General features: G+C 71.4%; 17 protein-coding genes. 3 read left to right on the top strand and 14 right to left on the bottom strand.

Annotation, left to right across the window (positions count from 1 at the left end; translation table 11 throughout):
- Positions 1-55 precede the first annotated feature (55 nt).
- The 3 genes from aspS to ACFYUV_RS05415 are packed head-to-tail and all read right to left on the bottom strand — an operon-like array spanning position 56 to position 3,725.
- Entirely contained in the window at positions 56-1,792 is a 1,737-nt protein-coding gene (gene aspS / locus ACFYUV_RS05425; RefSeq protein ID WP_364340878.1) for an aspartate--tRNA ligase, read from the bottom strand.
- A complete protein-coding gene (hisS, locus tag ACFYUV_RS05420) occupies positions 1,789-3,048 on the bottom strand; it encodes a histidine--tRNA ligase (RefSeq protein ID WP_358285769.1) in 1,260 nt (419 codons plus the stop codon). Before hisS ends, aspS begins: the two co-directional genes overlap by 4 nt.
- Complete coding sequence (locus ACFYUV_RS05415; RefSeq protein WP_364340882.1) at positions 3,048-3,725, bottom strand: MBL fold metallo-hydrolase; 678 nt, start codon at positions 3,723-3,725, stop codon at positions 3,048-3,050. Before ACFYUV_RS05415 ends, hisS begins: the two co-directional genes overlap by 1 nt.
- Positions 3,726-3,863: 138 nt before the next feature.
- Here ACFYUV_RS05415 and ACFYUV_RS05410 point away from each other — a divergent pair, with 138 nt between their 5' ends.
- From ACFYUV_RS05410 to ACFYUV_RS05400, 3 genes are all read left to right on the top strand, one after another.
- On the top strand, positions 3,864-4,736 hold the full coding sequence (locus ACFYUV_RS05410) for a peptidylprolyl isomerase (protein ID WP_387665129.1): 873 nt from the start codon (positions 3,864-3,866) through the stop codon (positions 4,734-4,736).
- Positions 4,737-4,798: 62 nt separating this feature from the next.
- On the top strand, positions 4,799-6,028 hold the full coding sequence (locus ACFYUV_RS05405; protein ID WP_352361439.1) for a DUF349 domain-containing protein: 1,230 nt from the start codon (positions 4,799-4,801) through the stop codon (positions 6,026-6,028).
- Between the two features lie 40 nt (positions 6,029-6,068).
- Complete coding sequence (locus tag ACFYUV_RS05400) at positions 6,069-7,157, top strand: cupin domain-containing protein (RefSeq protein ID WP_387665126.1); 1,089 nt, start codon at positions 6,069-6,071, stop codon at positions 7,155-7,157.
- A 15-nt stretch (positions 7,158-7,172) separates the two neighbouring features.
- Here ACFYUV_RS05400 and ACFYUV_RS05395 read toward each other — a convergent pair whose 3' ends face one another.
- The 11 genes from ACFYUV_RS05395 to ACFYUV_RS05345 form a co-directional block, all read right to left on the bottom strand.
- On the bottom strand, positions 7,173-9,362 hold the full coding sequence (locus ACFYUV_RS05395) for a bifunctional (p)ppGpp synthetase/guanosine-3',5'-bis(diphosphate) 3'-pyrophosphohydrolase (protein ID WP_352330550.1): 2,190 nt from the start codon (positions 9,360-9,362) through the stop codon (positions 7,173-7,175).
- A 172-nt stretch (positions 9,363-9,534) separates the two neighbouring features.
- Positions 9,535-10,053: an adenine phosphoribosyltransferase gene (locus ACFYUV_RS05390; protein WP_358285759.1), complete on the bottom strand. Its 519-nt coding sequence runs from the start codon at positions 10,051-10,053 to the stop codon at positions 9,535-9,537.
- 230 nt (positions 10,054-10,283) lie between these two features.
- Positions 10,284-11,273, bottom strand: coding sequence for a protein translocase subunit SecF (gene secF / locus ACFYUV_RS05385; RefSeq protein WP_352361431.1), 990 nt, complete (start codon positions 11,271-11,273; stop codon positions 10,284-10,286).
- 1 nt (position 11,274) lies between these two features.
- A complete protein-coding gene (gene secD, locus ACFYUV_RS05380) occupies positions 11,275-13,071 on the bottom strand; it encodes a protein translocase subunit SecD (RefSeq protein ID WP_387665123.1) in 1,797 nt (598 codons plus the stop codon).
- Positions 13,072-13,114: 43 nt separating this feature from the next.
- On the bottom strand, positions 13,115-13,495 hold the full coding sequence (yajC, locus tag ACFYUV_RS05375) for a preprotein translocase subunit YajC (protein WP_387665121.1): 381 nt from the start codon (positions 13,493-13,495) through the stop codon (positions 13,115-13,117).
- A gap of 218 nt (positions 13,496-13,713) precedes the next feature.
- Positions 13,714-14,745: a Holliday junction branch migration DNA helicase RuvB gene (gene ruvB, locus ACFYUV_RS05370; RefSeq protein ID WP_358285751.1), complete on the bottom strand. Its 1,032-nt coding sequence runs from the start codon at positions 14,743-14,745 to the stop codon at positions 13,714-13,716.
- Between the two features lie 48 nt (positions 14,746-14,793).
- Positions 14,794-15,414: a Holliday junction branch migration protein RuvA gene (gene ruvA, locus ACFYUV_RS05365; protein WP_387665117.1), complete on the bottom strand. Its 621-nt coding sequence runs from the start codon at positions 15,412-15,414 to the stop codon at positions 14,794-14,796.
- Positions 15,415-15,473: 59 nt separating this feature from the next.
- Positions 15,474-15,995, bottom strand: coding sequence for a crossover junction endodeoxyribonuclease RuvC (gene ruvC / locus ACFYUV_RS05360; RefSeq protein WP_387665326.1), 522 nt, complete (start codon positions 15,993-15,995; stop codon positions 15,474-15,476).
- 105 nt (positions 15,996-16,100) lie between these two features.
- On the bottom strand, positions 16,101-17,252 hold the full coding sequence (eis, locus tag ACFYUV_RS05355) for an enhanced intracellular survival protein Eis (protein WP_387665114.1): 1,152 nt from the start codon (positions 17,250-17,252) through the stop codon (positions 16,101-16,103).
- 11 nt (positions 17,253-17,263) lie between these two features.
- The gene (locus ACFYUV_RS05350) at positions 17,264-18,919 is read right to left on the bottom strand and encodes a carbohydrate ABC transporter permease (RefSeq protein WP_387665111.1); all 1,656 of its coding nucleotides are present in this window, start codon (positions 18,917-18,919) and stop codon (positions 17,264-17,266) included.
- A gap of 168 nt (positions 18,920-19,087) precedes the next feature.
- A complete protein-coding gene (locus ACFYUV_RS05345) occupies positions 19,088-19,837 on the bottom strand; it encodes a YebC/PmpR family DNA-binding transcriptional regulator (RefSeq protein WP_352322550.1) in 750 nt (249 codons plus the stop codon).
- Positions 19,838-19,840 lie beyond the last annotated feature (3 nt).

The raw sequence follows: 19,840 nt of genomic DNA, 5'->3' as shown, positions 1-19,840 counted from the left end.
CGGAACCCGACGGCGGGCGCTCCCCTGCGAAAGGGGGGCGCCCGCCGTCGTCGTGTCAGGACTCGGACTTGGGCTGGGCGTCGACGCCCGCCTCCTTGCGCTGGTCGGCCGTGATCGGCGTCGGCGCGCCGGTCAGCGGGTCGAAGCCGGAGGCGGTCTTCGGGAACGCGATCACGTCACGGATCGAGTCGCCGCCGGACAGCAGCATGCAGATCCGGTCCCAGCCGTAGGCGATGCCGCCGTGCGGGGGCGGGCCGTACTTGAACGCCTCGAGCAGGAAGCCGAACTTGCTCTCGGCCTCCTCCTTGGAGATGCCGAGCACGTCGAAGACCCGCTGCTGCATCTCGGCCCGGTGGATACGGATCGAGCCGCCGCCGATCTCCATGCCGTTGCAGACCATGTCGTAGGCGTAGGCCAGGGCCTCGGCCGGGTGGTCCTGGAAGTTGTCGGCCCATTCCGGCTTGGGGCCGGTGAACGGGTGGTGCACGGCCGTCCAGCCGCCCTCGCCGTCCTCCTCGAACATGGGGGCGTCGACCACCCACAGGAACGACCACTGCGACTCGTCGATCAGGCCGCAGCGGCGGCCGATCTCCAGGCGGGCCGCGCCCAGCAGGTCGCGGGAGGCCGAGCGGGCGCCGGCGGCGAAGAAGATCGCGTCACCGGGGGCGGCGCCGACCTTGGCGGCCAGGCCGGACAGCTCCTGCTCCGACAGGTTCTTGGCGACCGGGCCGCCGAGCGTGCCGTCCTCCTGGACCAGCACGTAGGCCAGGCCCTTGGCGCCGCGGCTGCGGGCCCACTCCTGCCAGCCGTCGAGCTCCTTGCGGGTCTGCGAGGCGCCGCCCGGCATGACCACCGCGCCGACGTAGTCGGCCTGGAAGACGCGGAAGGAGGTGGCCGAGAAGTAGTCGGTCATCTCGACGAGCTCCTGGCCGAAGCGCAGGTCGGGCTTGTCGGAGCCGTAGCGGGCCATGGCGTCGGCGTAGGTCATGCGCGGCAGCGGCATGGGGATCTCGTAGCCGAGGATCTCCCGCCACAGGCGGCCGACCAGCTTCTCGCCGACCTCGATGACGTCCTCCTGGTCGACGAAGGACATCTCGACGTCGATCTGGGTGAACTCGGGCTGGCGGTCGGCCCGCAGGTCTTCGTCGCGGTAGCACTTGGCGAGCTGGTAGTAGCGCTCCAGGCCGGCGACCTGGAGGAGCTGCTTGAACAGCTGGGGCGACTGCGGCAGGGCGTACCAGTTGCCGGGCTGCAGGCGGACCGGCACCAGGAAGTCGCGCGCGCCCTCGGGGGTCGAGCGGGTCAGCGTCGGGGTCTCGACGTAGACGAAGCCGAGCTCGTGCATCACCTCGTTGGCCAGGTAGGTGGCCTTGGAGCGGGTGCGCATGGCGGCGGCGACCTGCTGGCGGCGGATGTCGAGGTAGCGGTACTTGAGCCGGGCCTCCTCCGACACGCCGACGTTGCCCTCGATGGGGAACGGCAGCGGCGCGGACTCGCTCAGCACCTCGACCCGCTCGGCCACGACCTCGATCGCGCCGGTGGGCAGCTCGGGGTTCTCGTTGCCCTCCGGGCGCACCCTGACCTGGCCGACCACCTGCACGCAGTACTCGGCGCGCAGGTCGTGGGCGTGGTCCTCCTCGCGGAAGACCACCTGCGCCGAGCCGGAGGCGTCGCGCAGGTCGATGAAGACAACGCCGCCGTGGTCACGGCGGCGGGCCACCCATCCTGCGAGCGTCACCTGCTGCCCGGCGTGCTCCTCACGGAGCGACCCGGCCGTATGCGTGCGGATCACTGCACTTTCCCTTTCAAAACGTCGGCGACCTGGGCCAGCGGCACCTGGGTCTGTTCTGCGGTGGTCAGGTCCTTCAGTTGCACGGCCTCGGCCGCGAGGTCTCGCTCGCCCAGGATCAGCGCGAAGCGGGCGCCGGATCTGTCGGCGCCCTTCATCGCTCCCTTGAGCCCCTTGCCGCCGAAGGCCATGTCGGCGCTGACGCCCGCCTCGCGCAGCTCGGAGACGAGCAGGAACATGCGGCGGCGCGCGTCGTCGCCCAGCGGGACACCGTACACCTGGACGCGGCCCGGCGCGGCCTCGCCGAGCAGACCCTCGGACTCCATGGCCAGGTACGTGCGGTCGGCGCCGAGCGCCCAGCCGACACTGGGCAGCGGCGGGCCGCCCAGCATCTCGCTGAGCCCGTCGTATCGGCCGCCGCCGCCGACGGCCGACTGGGAGCCGAGCCCGCCGTGCACGAACTCGAACGTGGTGCGCGTGTAGTAGTCGAGCCCGCGCACCAGCCGGGGGTCGTCCTCGAAGGCCACGCCCGAGGCGGTCAGCAGCGAGCGGACCTCCTCGTGGTAGGCCTTGCAGGCCGCGCACAGGTGGTCGACGACCAGCGGCGCGCCGGTGAGCTGGGCCTGCACCTCGGGCCGCTTGTCGTCGAGTACCCGCAGCGGGTTGATGTCGATGCGGGCCCTGGTCTCCTCGTCGAGGTCGAGCCCGCGCAGGAAGTCCTGGAGCGCGGCCCGGTAGGCGGGGCGGCAGTTGCGGTCGCCGAGCGAGTTGAGCAGCAGCCTGACCTGGCGCAGGCCGAGCGAGGCGAAGCCGCGCGCGCCGAGCAGGATCAGCTCGGCGTCGAGCGCCGGGTCCTCCGAGCCGAGGGCCTCGGCCCCGACCTGCCAGAAGTGGCGGTAGCGGCCCTTCTGGGCACGCTCGTAGCGGAACTGGCTGCCGGAGTACCACAGCTTGACCGGGAGCTGGCCGTTGTGCAGGTTGTGCTGGAGCACGGCGCGCACGACCGAGGCGGTGCCCTCGGGGCGCAGGGTCAGCGACCTGCCCGCCTTGTCGGGGAAGGTGTACATCTCCTTCGACACCACGTCGGTGGACTCGCCCACGCCGCGCTTGAACAGCTCGGTGTCCTCGAAGACCGGGGTCTCGACGTAGCCGTAGCCCGCCTGCCGCAGCGGCGCGGCCAGTGCCTCGCGCACGGCCAGGATGGCCTCGGAGCTGGGCGGCAGCCAGTCGAAGGTGCCTTTGGGTGCTTGGAAGCTCATTAGATCCCTCGTGTGGGACCGGCCTGCGGCGCCGCTTCCTTCAGGTAAGGGTTGGTGGCGCGCTCGCGGCCGATCGTGGTCTGTGGTCCGTGGCCCGGCAGGACGACCGTATCGTCAGGCAGCGGCAGGCACTTGGTGGCCAGGCTGCTCAGGATGGTCGCGTAGTCGCCGCCGGGAAGATCGGTGCGGCCGATGGAGCCGGCGAACAGCAGGTCGCCCGAGAACATGATCTCGTCGCCGGGCAGCCGGAAGCTCACCGACCCCCTGGTATGGCCCGGGGTGTGGTCGACCACGAGATCGAGGCCCGCCAGGCTGAGCGCGGCGCCGTCGGACAGCTCGCGCACGTCGTCGGGCTCGCTCAGCCTGATGTCGCCGAACAGCGAGACGCCGCCGCCCCAGCCGGCCGAGGGGTCGCTCAGCAGGTGGCGGTCGTCGGGGTGGATCCACGCGGGGACGTCGCGCGCGCCGCAGACGGGGGCGACCGACCACACGTGGTCGAGGTGGCCGTGCGTGAGCAGCACCGCGACCGGCTTGAGCCGGTGCTCGCGCAGCAGCTCGTCGACGCCTTCGGCCGCGTCCTGGCCCGGATCGACGATCACGCACTCCTCGCCGGCCGCGGGCGCGACGACGTAACAATTGGTCTGGAGGGCCCCTGCGGGGAAGCCTGCGATGAGCATCTGCCTCAGGTGATCTCGTCGAAAAGCCAATGGGAATGTAACCGAAGGGTACCGGTGCGGGTCGCCGGGCTGCGAATCATTACCCATTGGCCGATACGATTCGCCCACCTCAGTTGATTGACTATGGGAGGCAAAGCGGTGGCCACGGGCAAGGACCGGCAGAAGCAGCTGGCACGTGAGCACTACGAGCGGCAGATGCAGCGCCGCATCGAGCGCGAGCAGAAGGCCAAGCGCACCGCGATCATCGGCTCCACGGTCGGCGTGGTGGTCGTGGTGGGCGGCATCGTGGCCGCGGTCGCGCTGCTCGGCGGCGGCGACTCGACGACCGAGGCGTCCGCCTCGCCCTCGGCCTCGGCCCCGCAGGACACCGCGTCGGCCGCGGCCAGCACGGGGCCGAAGCCGTACAACGCGGCGACCGGCACCTGCGACTACGTCAAGGAGGCCGCCGGCGGCCAGGTCAAGGACGTCGGCATGCCGCCGACCAAGGTCAAGACCGAGCCGGCCAAGAAGACCATGACGCTCGCCACGAACCTGGGCGACATCGTGGTCGAGCTCGACAACGCCAAGGCGCCGTGCACGACCAACTCGCTGGCCTTCCTGGCGAGCAAGAAGTTCTACGACGGCAGCAAGTGCCACCGGCTCGGCAGCGACAAGTTCCCCATGCTGCAGTGCGGCGACCCGACGGCCAAGGCCGACGGCAAGAGCCAGGACGGCGCGGGCGGCCCGGGCTACGTGATGGCCGAGGAGAACCTCCAGGGGGCCACGTACAAGCGCGGCACGGTGGCGATGGCGAAGACCTCGGCGCCGGGCAGCACGGGGAGCCAGTTCTTCCTCGTTTACGGCGATCTCGGACTCACCCCGGATTACACGCCGGTGGGTACGATCACCAAGGGGCTCGACATCCTGGACAAGGTGAACAAAGCGGGCGTCATCGCTGACATGGGAGATGGGACCGGAGCACCGAAGCAAACCCTCGAAATCAAAGACGTGACAATCGCCGGCAAGAGCTGACGTAATACAAACTAGGGACGAAGTAGTCCCGAAGGGTCTGATGGATAGTGCGGGAGGACACGGTGAGCACCGACCCGTGGGGCCGGGTAGACGACGACGGCACCGTCTACGTGCGTACGGCTGAGGGAGAGCGGGCCGTCGGCTCCTGGCAGGCCGGTGAACCCGAAGAGGCACTGGCCTACTTCCATCGCAAGTACGACGAGCTGTCCGGCCAGGTACAGCTCCTCGAACAGCGGGTCAAGGGCACCGACCTGGCGCCCGCGCAGGCCGAGGCGAGCATCGCCAAGCTGCGCGAGGCCGTCGCCGACGCCCACGCCGTGGGCGACCTGGCGGCGCTGACGGCCCGCCTCGACGGGCTGACCGAGCTGGTCGGCCATCGCCGCGAGGAGGTCAAGGCCGCCCGCGACCAGGCGCGCGCCGAGGCCAGGGCGGTCAAGGAGCGCATCGTCGCCGAGGCCGAGCGCATCGCCGACGAGACCACCCACTGGAAGTCGGGCGGCGAACGGCTGCGCCAGCTCGTGGAGGAGTGGAAGGCCGCCGACCGGATCGACCGGGTCACCGAGGCCGCGCTGTGGAAGCGGCTGTCGGCCGCCCGCACCGCCTTCGCCAAGCGCCGCAAGCAGTACTTCGCGGGCCTGGACGAGCAGCGCGAGGGCGTCCGCTCGGCCAAGGAGCGCATCGTCGCCGAGGCCGAGGCCCTGGCCGGCTCCACCGACTGGGGCACGACCGCGGCGATCTACCGCGAGCTGATGCAGCAGTGGAAGACCGCCGGGCGCGCCTCGCGCGAGGCCGAGGACGAGCTGTGGGGCCGCTTCAAGGCCGCCCAGGACCAGTTCTTCCAGGCCCGTTCGGCGGTCTTCGCCGAGCGCGACGCCTCGCTGGCGGCCAACGCCGAGGTCAAGGAGGAGCTGCTGGCCGAGGCCGAGAAGATCCTCCCGGTCACCGACGCGCGCACGGCCAGGGCGGCGCTGCGGCACGTCCTGGAGCGCTGGGAGGCCGCCGGACCGGTGCCGCGCGAGCAGCGCGACCGGCTCGAAGGCGGGCTGCGCAAGGTCGACGAGGCCGTGCGCAAGGCCGAGGACGCCGAGTGGAAGCGGTCCAACCCCGAGGCCAGGGCCCGCGCCCAGAGCACGGTCGACCAGCTGCGCGCCTCCATCGAGCAGCTGGAGAAGCGGCTGTCCAAGGCGCAGGCCGCCGGCCGGGCCAAGGACGTCAAGGAGGCCGAGGAGGCGCTGGTCGCCCGCCGTTCGTGGCTGGAGGAGGCCGAGCGCACGCTGACCGAGTTCAGCTGAACCGATCTTCGGAAGGCGGCCGGGGTCCTACGCTGACGGCATGGACCCCGTCAGCGTCGCGCGCGCCCTCGTCGACGAGCTGTTCCCCGGCGCCCTGTACGCCTTCGTCGGCGGCAGCGTGCTCACCGAGCGCCGCACCAGCACCTCCGACCTCGACGTCGTGGTGGTGCTCGACGGGCTGGCCGTGCCCTACCGCGAGTCCCTGCGCTGGCACGGCTGGCCCGTCGAGCTGTACGTCCACAGCGAGACCAGCCTCGACGCCTACGTCGACCGCGACCTGGCCGAGCGCAAGCCGGGCGTGGCCCGCATGTGCGCCGACGGCGCGGTGCTGGTCGACCGCACCGGCGGCCGGGCCAGCGACCTTCAGGCGGCGCTCGGCGACCGGCTGGCCGCCGGTCCCGGCGGCCTGGCCGCCGCCCGCGCCGACCAGGCCCGGTACGCCCTGTCCGACCTGCTCGACGACCTGGCCGGCGCGACCGACCCCGGCGAGCAGCTGTTCATCCGCTGGCAGGTGGTCCAGGAGACCGCCAGGCTGGCCCTCGACGTGGGCGGCAGGTGGCGGGGCAACGGCAAGTGGCTGCTGCGCGAGCTGCGCGGGCACGACCCGGCGCTGGCCGACGAGCTGCTGGCGGCCCATTCCGACCCGGAGCTGCTGACCTCGGTGGCCTCAGGCGTCCTGGAACGGGCCGGAGGGCGCCTGTGGGAGGGCTACCGGGCCGAGGGCGACCCCTTCCACCTCCCGCTGCGTCACATCGCCTCAGACGCGCTGTCGGGCGACACGGCGCAGAGCGCCGGGATGCGCAGGCTGGCCGCCGTCAGCGGGGCCACGGCCGGCTCCTCGGCCCTGTGGATGGGCCAGACGCACGTCGCGCCCGCCACCCGCTCCTCCGACCACCACCACGGCGCCTCCGAGACCGCCATCTACGTCGTCAGCGGCACGCCGCGCTTCGTCTTCCTCCAGGACGGCCGCGAGCGGCGCATCGAGGCGGCCCCCGGCGACTACGTGTACGTGCCGCCCTACACCCCGCACCGCGAGGAGAACCCCGACCCGGAGCGGGAGGCCGTCGTGGTGATCGCGCGCAGCACGCAGGAGGCCATCGTGGTCAACCTGCCGGACCTGAAGGGCTGACCCGCCGCCGGCCGCTCAGCTGCCGGCGCCGCTCACCCGGTAGACGTCGAAGACGCCCTGGATGCTGCGCACGGCCTTGAGCACGTGGCCCAGGTGTTTCGGGTCGCCCATCTCGAAGGTGAACTTGCTGATCGCCACCCGGTCGCGCGAGGTCGTCACGGACGCGCTGAGGATGTTGACGTGCTGGTCGGACAGGGTGCGCGTGACGTCGGACAGCAGGCGCGGCCGGTCGAGGGCCTCGACCTGGATGGCCACCAGGAACACGCTGTCGTCGCCGGGCGACCAGCTCACCTCGACCAGCCGGTCGGGCTGCTCCCTGAGCTGCTGGACGTTGGTGCAGTCGGCGCGGTGCACGGACACGCCGTGGCCGCGGGTGACGAAGCCGACGATCTCGTCGCCGGGCACCGGCGTGCAGCACTTGGACAGGCGCACCCACACGTCGGCGTCGCCCGCCACGACCACGCCCGCGCCGCCGCCGCGCGGACGGCCGCGCAGCCGGGTCGGCAGGGACGTCTCGGCGATGTCCTCCTCGGCGCTCTCGACGCCGCCGATCGAGGCCACGAGCTTCTGCACGACCGCCTGCGCGGCGATGTGCCCCTCCCCCACGGCCGCGTAGAGCGCCGAGACGTCGGGGTAGCGCAGGTCGCGGGCGAGCGCCAGCAGCGCCTCGCCGGACATCAGGCGTTGCAGCGGCAGGCCCTGCTTGCGCATGGCGCGGCCGATGGCCTCCTTGCCCGCCTCGATCGCGGTCTCGCGGCGCTCCTTGGAGAACCACTGCCGGATCTTGTTGCGGGCCCGGCCGGACTTGACGAACTTCAGCCAGTCGCGCGACGGCCCGGCGTCGGGCGACTTGGAGGTGAAGATCTCGACCGTGTCGCCGTTGCCGAGCCGCGACTCCAGCGGCACCAGCCGCCCGTTGACGCGCGCGCCGATGCAGCGATGACCGACCTCGGTGTGGACGGCGTAGGCGAAGTCGACCGGCGTGCCGCCCTCGGGCAGGGCGATGACCTGGCCCTTCGGGGTGAACACGTAGACCTCGGAGACCGACAGGTCGAAGCGCAGCGACTCCAGGAACTCGCCGGGGTCGGAGGTCTCCTTCTGCCAGTCGAGGAGCTGGCGCAGCCAGGCCATGTCGCTGCCCGGCTTGACCTTGCCGGTGGGCCCCGGCGCGCCGACCTCCTCCTTGTACTTCCAGTGGGCGGCCACGCCGTACTCGGCCCTGTGGTGCATCGCGTGGGTGCGGATCTGCAGCTCGACCGGCTTGCCCTCGGGACCGATCACCGTGGTGTGCAGCGACTGGTACATGTTGAACTTGGGCATCGCGATGTAGTCCTTGAACCGGCCGGGGACCGGGTTCCAGCGCGCGTGGATCGTGCCCAGCGCCGCGTAGCAGTCGCGCACGCTGTCGACCAGGACCCGGATGCCCACCAGGTCGTAGATGTCGTCGAAGGCGACGTCGCGGGCGATCATCTTCTGGTAGACGGAGTAGTAGTGCTTGGGCCGGCCCTTGACCACCGCGCGGATCTTGGCCTCGCGCAGGTCGCCGGAGACCTTCTCGATGACCTCCTGCAGGAACAGGTCGCGCCGCGGCGCGCGCTCGGACACCATGCGCGCGATCTCGTCGTAGCGCTTGGGGTAGAGCATGGCGAACGCGAGGTCCTCCAGCTCCCACTTGATCGTGTTCATGCCGAGCCGGTGGGCCAGCGGCGCGAAGATCTCCAGCGTCTCGCGGGACTTCTGGTGGCGCTTGTGCTCGGGCAGGTAGCGCATGGTGCGCATGTTGTGCAGCCGGTCGGCGAGCTTGATGATCAGCACGCGGATGTCGCGCGACATCGCCACGACCATCTTGCGCACGGTCTCGGCCTGCGCCGCGTCGCCGAACTTGACCTTGTCGAGCTTGGTGACGCCGTCGACCAGCGAGCCGATCGTGTCGCCGAAGTCGGCGCGCAGCTCGTCGAGGCTGTAGGCGGTGTCCTCGACGGTGTCGTGCAGCAGCGCGGCGCACAACGTCTCGTCGTCGGTGCCCAGCTCGGCCAGGATCGTCGCGACGGCGAGCGGGTGGGTGATGTACGGGTCGCCCGACTTCCGCTTCTGGTCGCGGTGGTGGTAGGCGGCCATGTCGTAGGCGCGTTCGATCAGGCGCAGATCGGCCTTGGGATGGGTGGCCCGGACCGTGCGGAACAGCGGCTCCAGCACCGGATTCATGGCCCCACCCCCAAACCGCCGTCGACGCACCGCAGGAACGCCGGGCGCGTCGGCATTACCAGCGTCGGTTACGTCGGGCGCGACCACATCACGGGGCACTCAGACTCCTCACGATCGAGTCCAGATCCCCCCAGTGTATCCAGGCTGGGAACCCGGACTCGCTCGGGCCGTCTCAGACGATCACCAGGGAGTGCAGGTCGACGGCCGGCAGACGCTCGCGCCCCTTGAGAAAAGCCAGCTCCATCAGCACCGCGATGCCGACCACGTGCGCGCCCGCCCGCTCGACGAGCTCGATGGTGGCCTTGGCCGTGCCGCCGGTCGCCAGCACGTCGTCGACGATGAGCACCCGGTCGCCGGGCGCGAAGGCGTCGCGGTGCACCTCGATGGTGGCCGAGCCGTACTCCAGGTCGTAGGACTCCTCCAGCGTCGCGGCCGGCAGCTTGCCCTTCTTGCGCACCGGGACGAACCCGGCCGCCGCCCGGTAGGCCACCGGCGCCGCCAGGATGAAGCCCCTGGCCTCGATGCCGACGATCTTGTCCACCTCGGTGAGGCCGGCCAGCTCCTCCACCACGGCCGCCATCGCGACGGGGTCGCCGAGCAGCGGGGTGATGTCCTTGAACAGCACGCCGGGCTTGGGATAGTCGGGGACGTCCCTGATCCGGTCCAGGATCAACTGGCTGAGCTCGCTCATCGTGCTTCCATCGCCTTCCTCGTGGGTGCCGCGCTCCATGATGGCCTACTCCGGACCCTCCTCGGACCGCGCGACGTCCCGGACGGCCTGTGACGGGCCTCAGACGCCCGCCGGGAACGAGCCCGCCCCGTGGTGCCCCACGCCCCCATCCGGCGCCGCACGGCCCCCTTGAACGCGACGGCGCCCCCGCCCTGACGGACGGGGGCGCCGGGACGAGCCACGGACGGGGCTCAGCCCTTCGCTACGGCTGCGCTTTTGGAACCCTTCGCCCCCTTGCCGGTGGTGGAGGCGAGCCGGCGCGCGATGGCCTGGTACTTCGGCTCCCGCTCCTTGAGCGTCACCAGCATCGGGGTGGCCACGCACAGGGACGAGTAGGTGCCGACGATCATGCCGACGAACAGGGCCAGCGACAGGTCCTTCAGCGTGCCCGCGCCGAGCAGCGTGGTGCCGATGAACAGGATGGCCGCCACCGGCAGGATCGCGACCAGCGAGGTGTTCAGCGACCGGATCAGCGTGTGGTTGAGCGCGTTGTTGGCCGCCATGGAGTACGTCATCTTGGAGGTCGTGCCCAGCTTGGCCGTGACCTCCTTGATCATGTCGAACACCACGACCGCGTCGTAGAGCGAGTAACCGAGGATGGTCAGGAAGCCCAGCAGCGTCGCCGGCGTGACCTCGAAGCCCGACCAGGCGTACACGCCGGCGGTGATGACGAGGTCGTGGATGAGCGCGACGATCGCCGACAACGCCATCTTCGGCTCGAACGCCATCGACAGGTACAGGATGATCGCCAGCATGAAGACGCCCAGGCCGATCCAGGCCTTCTGGGAGACCTCACCGCCCCAGGAGGCGCCGATCGACTGGACGCTGACGTCCTTGACCGGGACCTTGTACTCCTTGGCGATCGTCGTCTGCATCTGGTTGAGCGTCGACTCCGTCAGGGTCTCGGTGGTGACCCGCCAGTTGTCGCGGGCCCGCTGCACGATCACCTGGTGGGCGCCCTGCGTGCGGAAGTCCTCGCGGACCTCCTCGACGGTGCCGCTGCTGGCCGGGAACGTGAAGACCGTTCCGCCCTTGAACTCGACGCCCAGGTTGAGCCCGTTGAACAGGATGCCGGCCAGGGAGACGGCCAGCAGCAGGCCGGACAGGCTGTACCAGAGCCTCCACTTGCCGACGAAGTCGACATCGATCTCGCCGCGGTAGAGGCGACGCCCCAGTCCCATCTCAGGCCTCCTGCGGAGTGGTCGTGGCGGCCGGCTCGGTGCTCATGCGCTCTGCGTCGAGGCCGGACAGCGGGTGGCCCTTGGCGAAGAACTTCAGCCTCGCCAGCAGGGCGATGAACGGCTTGGTGAACATGAACACCACCACGATGTCGATCAGCGTGGTCAGGCCCATCGCGAAGGCGAACCCGGCCACACCGCCCACCGCCAGGAAGTACAGCACGATGGCGGCGATGAACATGACGGCGTCGGCGATCAGGATCGTGCGCCGGGCACGGACCCAGGCCACCTCGACGGCCGCGCGAAGCGTCCGCCGGCCTTCCTTCATCTCATCACGTATGCGTTCGAAGTACACGATGAAGGAGTCGGCGGTGATGCCGATCGAGACCACCAGGCCGATGATGTGCGGCAGCGAGAGCCGGAAGCCCGCGTTGTGGCCGAGCACGACCACCGCCGTGTACGTCAGGATCGAGGCCACGACGAGGCTCAGCACCGCGACGATGCCGAGGCCGCGGTAGTACAGCAGCGAGTAGACGACCACCAGGCCGAGGCCGATGATGCCGGCGATCAGGCCGCCTTCGAGCTGGTCGGCGCCGAGCGTCGAGGACACGGTGTCGATCGAGCTGCGCTGGAACTTCAGCGGGAGGGCGCCGTACTTGAGCTGGTCGGCCAGGTTGGTGGCGCTGACCTGGTCGAAGCCGCCGGTGATCTCGGCACGGCCGCCGGGGATCGGGCTGATGATGTTGGGGGCCGTGATGACCACGCCGTCGAGGACGACCGCCACCTTGTTGCGCGGCTCCTGGGCGTTGTAGGCGGTGGTGGTGAGCTTGCTCCACTCGCCCGCGCCCTTGCTCTTGAAGTCGAGCTGGACGATCCACTCCACGGTGCCCTGGCGCACGCCGGCCGAGGCGGTGTCGATGTCGGTGCCGACGACCTTGGCGACGTCGAGGACGTACTTGTAGCTGCCGTCGGTCTCGCAGGCCGCGTACTGCTTGTTCGGGTCGTCCTGGACGCCCTGGCCGCGGTTCTTGGGGTCGGAGCAGTCGAGCTTGTGGAACTGCTGCAGCACCGCGGGGTCGATGCCCTGCGTGTTGATGCCGGCGTTGGGGTCCTGGTTCGGCTGCGTGGGCGGCGTGCTCGGCGACGGCGTCGGCGTGGCGTTCCTGCCCTTGGTGTTCTGCTTCTGACCCGTCTGGTTCTGGGTCGTATGGCCGCGGCCGGTCTGCGTGGCCTCGGGCGTGGCGCCCGGCGTCGGCGCGGTCAGCGCGGACGACAGCGCCTTGCCCGTCGGGGACGCGCTCGGCGTGGTCGCCGACTGCGTGCCGGACGGCTTGCCCGACGGCCTGGCGGTCGAGGACGGCTTGGCAGACGGCGAGGCGCCCGGCGTGGGCGCCTCGGTGGTCAGGTTCTGCGGGACCTGCGTGGCCTCCATGGCGAGCACCTGGCGGAAGCGCAGCTCCGCCGTGGTGGCGACCAGCTTGATGGCCTCGCTCTGTCCGACGCCCGGGATGGAGATGATGATGTTGTCGCCGGACTTGGCGACCTCCGCGTCGGAGATGCCGGTGCCGTTGACCCGGTCGCGGATGATGTTGACCGCGCGGTCGAGGATCTCTTCAGGCGGAGACTGACCGGACTGGGTCACGGGTGACAACGTCACCGTCGTTCCGCCGGCGAGGTCGAGTCCCAGCTTCGGCGTGAACGCCTTCTGCAGGAACATCGTCCCGCCCAGGGCGAGGATGAGCGCCAGCAGCACCAAGAGCGTGCGCCCTGGTCGGCTGTGGCGGCTGGTCGGTCGGGCCACTGGTCGTCGATTCTCTCAGATAGGGGTTTGTCGCAGAGCTTAGTCAGGACTGCTTGCTGCTGGAGCCCTGATCGCCGTTGGGCTCGACGGTCGTGTCGGACTCCTTGGCGTCACCGTCGGCCACGTCGGTCACGACCGGCTCGTCGGCCACCACCGGAGCGTCACCGGGCTGGACCACCCGGCCGATGGCCGCCTTGACCCAGCGCGTCTCGATGCCGGGCGCGACCTCCAGCACGACGTCCTCGTTGTCCACCGCGACGACCGTGGCGAACAGGCCGGTCGTGGTCATGACGCGGGCGCCCGGGGTCAAGGAGTTCTGCATCTGCTGCGCTTCCTGCTGGCGCTTGCGCTGCGGACGGATCAGCAGGAAGTAGAACACCACCACCAGAAGGATCAGCGGCAGGATGCTTCCGAGTTGTCCCATGTCCATAGGGGCGACCTTCCATAGTCGTTCAAGAATTTGACACCGGCCTCGCGCCGGAAATTCCGTTGCGTAGCTCTCGGGCCGCGCCGCTCAGCCCGTCAGCCTACACAGCCAGCCAAGGCACGGAGTGTAGGCGGTTGTTATGAAACGCGGCAACGAGGCAGCGATTCGGCGCGCGGGGAAGTTCCCGATTTGAAATGGTTGCAACCGTTTCGTGATCACGGTGAAACGGCGGCCCCGAAAGCGTCCGGCGGTGGTGTCATACCCAGGTGTGTCCAGGCGGAAGCGGTCGCGACCCGGCCGCGCGGGGTCCTGGCCAGCAGCCCCTGCCGCACGAGGAACGGCTCGGCCACCACTTCGACGGTCTCGGGCTCCTCCCCCACGGCCACGGCGAGCGTGGAGAGACCGACGGGACCGCCGCCGAACTTGCGCAGCAGCACCCCGAGCACCGCCCGGTCGAGCCGGTCGAGCCCTTCGGCGTCGACTTCGTAAAGATTGAGCGCGGCCGAGGCAATGTCTCGATCGATCACTCCGTCGGCGCGCACGTCGGCGAAGTCGCGGACGCGGCGCAGCAGCCGGTTGGCGATACGGGGCGTGCCGCGCGACCGCCGGGCGATCTCGTGGGCGCCCTCCTCGGGCAGGACGACGCCGAGCAGCCGCGCCGACCGGTGGAGCACCTGCTCCAGCTCGCCGACCTCGTAGAAGTCCATGTGGGCGGTGAACCCGAACCGGTCGCGCAGCGGCGCCGGCAGCAGGCCGGCCCGCGTGGTGGCGCCGACCAGCGTGAACGGCGCGATGTCGAGCGGGATCGCGGTCGCGCCCGGCCCCTTGCCCACGACGATGTCCACCCGGAAGTCCTCCATGGCCAGGTAGAGCATCTCCTCGGCGGGCCTGGCCATGCGGTGGATCTCGTCGATGAACAGCACCTCACCCTCCGTCAGCGTGGACAGGATGGCGGCGAGGTCGCCGGCCCGCTCCAGGGCGGGGCCGGAGGTGATGCGGAGCGGCATGTTGAGCTCGGCCGCGATGATCATGGCCAGGGTGGTCTTGCCCAGGCCGGGCGACCCGCTCATCAGCACGTGGTCGGGCGGACGCTGCCGGCGCATGGCGCTCTCCAGCACCAGGGACAGCTGCTCGCGCACCCGGCCCTGGCCGATGAACTCGCCCAGCCGCTTGGGCCGCAGCGCCGCCTCGATCTGCAGCTCGTCGCCGCCGGCGTCGGCGGAGACCAGCTCGCGCTCATAGTCCATGGCCACCGCTCCTTCCCGCGCGCCGGGACGTCGTCTCGGACTTCATGATCATCGTACGCTGAGCGACCGGAGCGCGGCCTTCAGCAGCGCGGCCACCTGCGGCTGGCGCCCGGCGGCGAGGTCGGCCTCGGCCTCGGGCGCGACCCCGGCCACCGCCTCGTCGGCGTCCTTGCCCGAATAGCCCAGGCCCACCAGGCCGGAGTGCACCTGCTCGCGCCACAGGGCGGCCCGCCGCTCCCCGCCGATCGCCGCGTTGACGGCCTCCTCGGGGGTGCCGAGCCGGCCCTTCAGCTCCAGGACGATGCGCTGGGCGCCCTTCTGCCCGATGCCCGGCACCCGCGTGAGCGCCTTGAGGTCGGCGGCGGCCACGGCCACCCGCAGCGCGTTGGGCGTGTGGACGGCGAGCATCGCCAGCGCCAGCTTGGGGCCGACGCCGCTGGCGGTCTGGAGCATCTCGAAGACGGCCCGCTCGTCGTCGCCGGCGAAGCCGTAGAGGGTCAGCGACTCCTCGCGCACCACCAGCGAGGTGGCCAGCCTGGCCTGCTCGCCCACGCGCAGCGTGGCCAGCGTGCCGGGGGTGCAGTGGGCGAGGATGCCGACGCCCCCGACCTCGATCACGGCTCCGTCGGGCGCGACCGACGCCACCCTGCCCGCCACCGACGCGATCACGACTCGATCTCCTTCTCCACGAACTCCACGAAACGGCCGGCCCGCGCTTGCCGCACGGGTCAGCGCCCCTTGCCGGCGCGGGCCATGGCCTCGGCCAGCCGGTGCTGGGCGCCGCCGCGCCAGATGTGGCAGATGGCCAGGGCCAGCGCGTCGGCGGCGTCGGCCGGCTTGGGCATCTCGGCCAGCCGCAGCAGCCGGGTGATCATCGTGCCGACCTGCTTCTTGTCGGCCGTGCCGCTGCCGGTGACGGCGGCCTTGACCTCCGAGGGCGTGTGCAGCGCGACCGGCAGCCCGCGCCGGGCCGCGCACAGCACGGCGATCCCGGCCGCCTGCGCGGTGCCCATGACCGTGCGGACGTTGTGCTGGGCGAAGACCCGCTCCACGGCCACGGCGTCGGGACGGATCTCGTCGAGCCACCGCTCGATGCCCGCCTCGATGCCGACCAGCCGGGTGCCGAGATCTTCGTCGGAGCCCGTGCGCACCACCCCGACGGCCACCAGCGACAGCGGCGCGCCCGGCCGGCCCTCGACCGCGCCCAGGCCGCACCGGGTCAGCCCCGGATCGACGCCCATCACCCGCACCGGCTTGCCTCCCGCGCCGCCGAACATCTGTTCGGCACGAGACTCTACCCCGGCTGAGCTGGCCGCGCACCGTGAATCGCCCGCCGCGAACGGCGGGCGGGCCCGTCAGAAGTAGTCGAGCATGTACGGCTTGGCGGCGAAGGCCGTGTCGAGCAGCTCGTCGTGACGGTCGTCGCCGGACATCAGGCCGGTCCTGCGCAGCGTCGCGGTGGGCACGCCCGCGTACAGGGCGGAGAAGCCGCCCACGCTCAGCGCCGCGCCCCCGCCGTCGGCCGGGGTGGCCGGGACGGCCGTGCCGGAGCCGCCGGAGAACTCCAGCCGGAAGGAGCCGCCGCCGCGCAGCGGGTCGTCCACGGAGACCGCGGCCCCGCCCGTGACGGCGGCGGGGAAACCCCTGCGCGCCACGGCCGCGGCCACGTCGAGCACCCTGAACATCCAGCGCACCTGCGTGACGCGGTCGGTGGAGCGCTCACCGAGCAGCCACAGCACCGGGTCGTCGGGGGCGACCGGCGCGGTGACCTTCCTGGCGATGGACGACGAGCTGCCCACCATCGACCACAGCGCCCTGGCCGTCTCCCCGGACCCGGCGACCAGGTTCTCGACGTGCATGTCGTCGCCGTTCCAGCGGTAGACGAGGTAGCCGTCGGGGGCCAGGTAGAGGAAGTCGTCCTCGTTGGACAGCCAGACGCGCCAGGCGTTCTCGTCCCAGGCGACGGGGCCGCTGGAGCGGGCCGCCTCGTGCGTGCGGTGGAGCAGGGAGACGACCTCGGCGGCGTCGCCGGGGCCCATCCTGCGCAGCTTGACCTCGCCGGACGGCCTGATGCGGCGCAGCGACTCGGCGGGCAGCGTGATCATGTGCCGGGCTCCGGCGTGCTCGTAGCCGAGCGAGCGGTACAGGGGCGTGGTGGCCGGGTAGAGCGCCGAGACGGCGTCGCCGTGGGCGGCGGCGCGGTCGATGACGGCGCGCATGATGGCGGTGCCGACGCCGTGGCCGCGGTCCTCCGGGTTGACGGTGACCCCCGCGACGCCGGCCATGGGCTGCGGACGGCCGTACCACCATTGGGTGAAGCCGCGCAGCCGGGCCGACGCGGCGAGCCTGCCGCCCTCGAACGCGCCCAGGTAGCGGCCCTCGCCGAGCGTGGGCGTCACGGTGCGGCGCCACCGCTCGGCCTCCGCGCCGGAGATCGGGCCGAAGGAACGTTTACGCAGGTCGAGAACGTCGTCGAGGTCGTCAGGGGTGAGATCGCGAATTTCCACAACCACTCAACCTACGGGCTGGTACGGGCGGGTCGCGATCCGTTTACGCTGACGGCGAGCCTGTCGAGATACCGCAGCTGGGCGGCCACGACGGCGGCCAGCGCGACCACGACGACGACCAGCGGGGTGCTCGCGCCGACGTCGGGGACGCCGTGGAAGCCGCCGAGCCGGCCCATCTGCGCGACGGGGACGGTGAACAGCTCCGGGCTCTGGGCCACCAGCAGCGGCCAGAGCACGTCCTGGGCGTTGACCAGCGTGACGGCGCCGGCCAGCACGCCCGCCATCGGCAGGGACGGCAGCAGGACGCCGCCGAAGAAGTCCCGGTCGTTCCGCTCGGCCAGCCCCTTGCACAGCAGCGTCAGCACCAGCAGCGCCGGGACGCTGACCAGCAGCGGCGGGAACAGGGCGAAGAAGGTGTCCACGAGACGCAGGTTGCGCATGTTCTGCCAGTCGGCCACGCCGAGGGGGCCGGTGCCGACGAACAGCCAGGGGGCGAACGGCAGCAGCAGCCACTCGCTGCGCGCGCCCAGGGGACGCAGGCCGCCGATGCCGAGGGCGGCCAGGTAGGCCACGCCGACCGACACCAGCGCGCCGGCCACGGCGGGGACCCAGGTGTTGACCTGCGCGCGCAGCCCGCCGGACGCGGCGCCGTCGCCGCCCGCGAGCACGCCGGAGATCCACGGCCAGGCGCAGACCAGCCCGACGGCCACCACCAGCACCAGCGCGACGGCCCCGGCGACGACGCCGCCTCCGGCCCGCGCCCGCCCGGGATCCGAGCCGGGGAACGCTCCACGCCGATCCCGCTTGGGGAGCACGGTGACACGGAGGCGGGCGGCCACCGCGACGACCACCGCGACGACGCCGAGCACGCCGAGGAGCACGCCCGTCAGGGCCGCGACGGCCGCGCCAGGGCCGAACTGGGCCATTCTGAAGGCGAAGTCGTACTGGAGGCCCGCGAGGGTCTGTGTGGCGCGCTCAGGGCCTCCCCGGGTGAGCGCCATGCCGATCGAGAACGCCTGCGCCCCCACGGCGACGGTCGCCAGCGCCACCAGCACCGCCACCACGACCGTGGCGCGCCCGGCGGCGCCGCCGCGCAGCGCGGGCAGGAACGCCGTCAGCGCCAGCGCGCACACCACCCCGAAGGTGGCGGCCACGACGACGAGCCGCAGCGTCCCCGGGGCCGTGGCGGGGTCGCGCAGTCCCTCGGCCAGCGTGGCGATGCCCGGACCGTCGGGCGACGTCCCCCGCAGCCAGGCCGCCGCCACGCCGATCGGCGAGAACGTGACGATCGCCAGCGAGGACACGACCAGGCCCGCGCGCCGCGGCAGGGCGCCGCCCCGGTCGAGCGCCAGGGCGAGCAGCGGCCCCACGACCACGGCCACCAGCAGCGGCCCCACGGTCAGCGAGAGCGTGAAGCCGAGCGCCCGCCAGAACTCCTCGCCGCCCAGCACCTTGCCGTAGTTGTCCAGGCCCACGAACCTGCTCGGCTGCAGCACGCCGCCGCTGTGCAGGCTGAGCACGATCGTCTGGACCGTCGGCAGGACCAGCGTGATCAGGGTGCCGAGCAGCGCGGGCACGGCCAGCAGCCAGCCCAGCGCGCGGTAGGACGCCGGTGGCCGGGCGGCCGGGGGCACGGGGACAGGAGTCGGTGGGATGGGGGAATTCACGTCGCCCGACCCTAGCCGCGTCAGGGCGCGGGCGCACGCGTAACGGCCGGGTGGGCATTTGGTGTCGAACACCCGCGGGTCCGGCAAGTGCCAGGTCAAGGGCGGAAACCGGCCCCGGGAAAGAGTGAGGGCCCGGGGGTCGCCCCCCGGGCCCTCGGTGGCGCGGGATCAGTCGAGGGCGGCCAGGACGTCGTCGGAGACGTCGAAGTTGGCGTAGACGTTCTGGACGTCGTCGCTGTCCTCCAGCGCGTCGATCAGGCGGAACACCTTCTTGGCGCCCTCCTCGTCGAGCGGCACGCTCATCGTCGGCAGGAAGCTCGACTCGGCCGAGTCGTAGTCGATGCCGGCCTCCTGGAGCGCCTTGCGGACCGGCACGAGGTCGCCGGCCTCGGAGACGACCTCGAAGGAGTCGCCCATGTCGTTGACCTCTTCGGCGCCCGCGTCGAGCACGGCCATCAGGACGGTGTCCTCGTCGAGGCCGTTCTTGGGCACGATCACGACGCCCTTGCGGTTGAACATGTACGACACCGAGCCCGGGTCGGCCAGCGAGCCGCCGTTGCGGGTCAGCGCGACGCGGACCTCGGAGGCGGCGCGGTTGCGGTTGTCGGTGAGGCACTCGATGAGCACCGCGACGCCGCCGGGCGCGTAGCCCTCGTACATGATGGTCTGCCAGTCGGCGCCGCCGGCCTCCAGGCCGCCGCCGCGCTTGCGCGCCCGCTCGATGTTGTCGTTGGGCACGGAGTTCTTCTTGGCCTTGAAGATGGCGTCGAAGAGGGTGGGGTTGGCGTCCGGGTCAGGGCCACCGGTCCGTGCCGCCACCTCGATGTTCTTGATGAGCTTCGCGAACAGCTTGCCGCGCTTGGCGTCGAGCGCGGCCTTCTTGTGCTTCGTCGTCGCCCATTTGGAGTGGCCGGACATTAC

Origin of the sequence: Nonomuraea sp. NPDC003560, assembly GCF_042878785.1 — a bacterium.
Classification (GTDB): Bacteria; Actinomycetota; Actinomycetes; order Streptosporangiales; family Streptosporangiaceae; genus Nonomuraea.
This window is presented reverse-complemented; position numbering and strand designations above follow the sequence as displayed.